Source organism: Alicyclobacillus hesperidum (assembly GCF_900107035.1).
Classification (GTDB): domain Bacteria; phylum Bacillota; class Bacilli; order Alicyclobacillales; family Alicyclobacillaceae; genus Alicyclobacillus; species Alicyclobacillus hesperidum.
In genome coordinates this window covers 1-1,223 of the sequence record NZ_FNOJ01000051.1, presented here as the reverse complement: position 1 = coordinate 1,223, position 1,223 = coordinate 1, and the positions used below count along the sequence as shown (strand labels likewise).

Here is a 1,223-nt window from a genome sequence, read left to right as displayed (position 1 = left end):
GAAGCATGCGTTGATGAAACAGCGTTAAAAATCCCCGTCGCATGGATGGGGAAAAACACACGATTTTTTCGGGGATTTTTGCTTGACAAAATACATCATTGTGGGAACCGAAGAAAATATCCACGGTGACTTGTAAACGTTCCGCTAGATATGCAAGCGTCTCATAGGTCGGCGTCCTGCGACCACTTTCATATAAGCTGACCAACGCCCTTGAAATGCTGTTCCCTGCTAAATCCGCTTGGGTCAAGTTTCGCTCTTCGCGAAGACGTCGAAGAATCTCCGGAAAGGATGTATCCAACACGCCTTCATCCTTTCCCTGATGTTTCTCACCTATTATGCAGAAGTTCCTTCCCTTACCTTCTTTGTAACTCACTTTACACAGAATTGGCAAGAAAAACATGCGCTACCACGAGTAGCACATGTTACGTAAACGAGATGCTTGCATCTTGTGCGAGGACAGATACAAACGTAGGTTGCGAGCCTTGGAAGCTTCATCTCGGAAACGTTTGACCCAATACCAAAGTTGATGTGGCTTCAGGCCATGTTCGGCGCAGTACTGAGCGGCGGACAGACCACTGCCGTAGAAGGAGCCGATACGTTCACGCCAAAGATCGTGACGTTCTTGGCGGGACATGTGTTCTGGCATTCGAAAACCTCCCGATGCTTGATGAGCCCATTTTCAAGCAGCAGGAGGGCAAATGACATGTGGGGGTGACGTTTACATTTCACTTAAATTAACGAATTTAAGTCCTGACGGAAATCCAGGGTACGCGCCCTGTTTGTAGTTCATTTGAATAACGATTGTCGTTGAACCTTGTTCAAAATAGTATTCCCTGCTTGTCGAATTAATAATTGTCATGTGGTATTGTAACCCCGTAGAATCCTTTACTGTGGTCCAATGTTTGGTTCCTAAGTTTAAAATAGAGTCCGCATAAGATATACTTTTAAATTCACTAATACTATAAAATGCGTTATATTCCGGAGAAAAGAGTGTAAATGACGGTTGTCCAGTCATCGATACAACGTATGCCTTTTTTCCTAGACCGCCAGTTGGTATATAAACATCGAATGCATATTGGTATTTGTCAGCCCACGTAATCATCTTCTCGACGTTAGATTGAGACAATTGATTAGCTGCAGTCGTCGTGGCAATAGTTGATTTCATACGATGAGGTTCATTTATAACATAAATGCCAACGCCTGAAAAAGCGACAAGCGCACAT

The 1,223-nt window shown here is 44.0% G+C and carries 3 protein-coding genes; all 3 read right to left on the bottom strand.

Features of this window, described 5'->3' with window-relative positions; translation table 11 throughout:
• Positions 1 to 400: helix-turn-helix domain-containing protein (locus BLU70_RS14230; protein WP_143027564.1), on the bottom strand; the 400-nt coding region annotated here is incomplete at its 3' end.
• Positions 401 to 403: 3 nt separating this feature from the next.
• Positions 404 to 646 carry an IS66 family insertion sequence element accessory protein TnpA gene (gene tnpA, locus BLU70_RS14305; RefSeq protein WP_083341328.1) on the bottom strand — a complete coding sequence of 81 codons (243 nt, stop codon included), beginning with the start codon at positions 644 to 646 and terminating at the stop codon, positions 404 to 406.
• Between the two features lie 72 nt (positions 647 to 718).
• The coding region (locus BLU70_RS14690; RefSeq protein WP_176780932.1) for a hypothetical protein at positions 719 to 1,223 on the bottom strand (505 nt) is incomplete at its 5' end.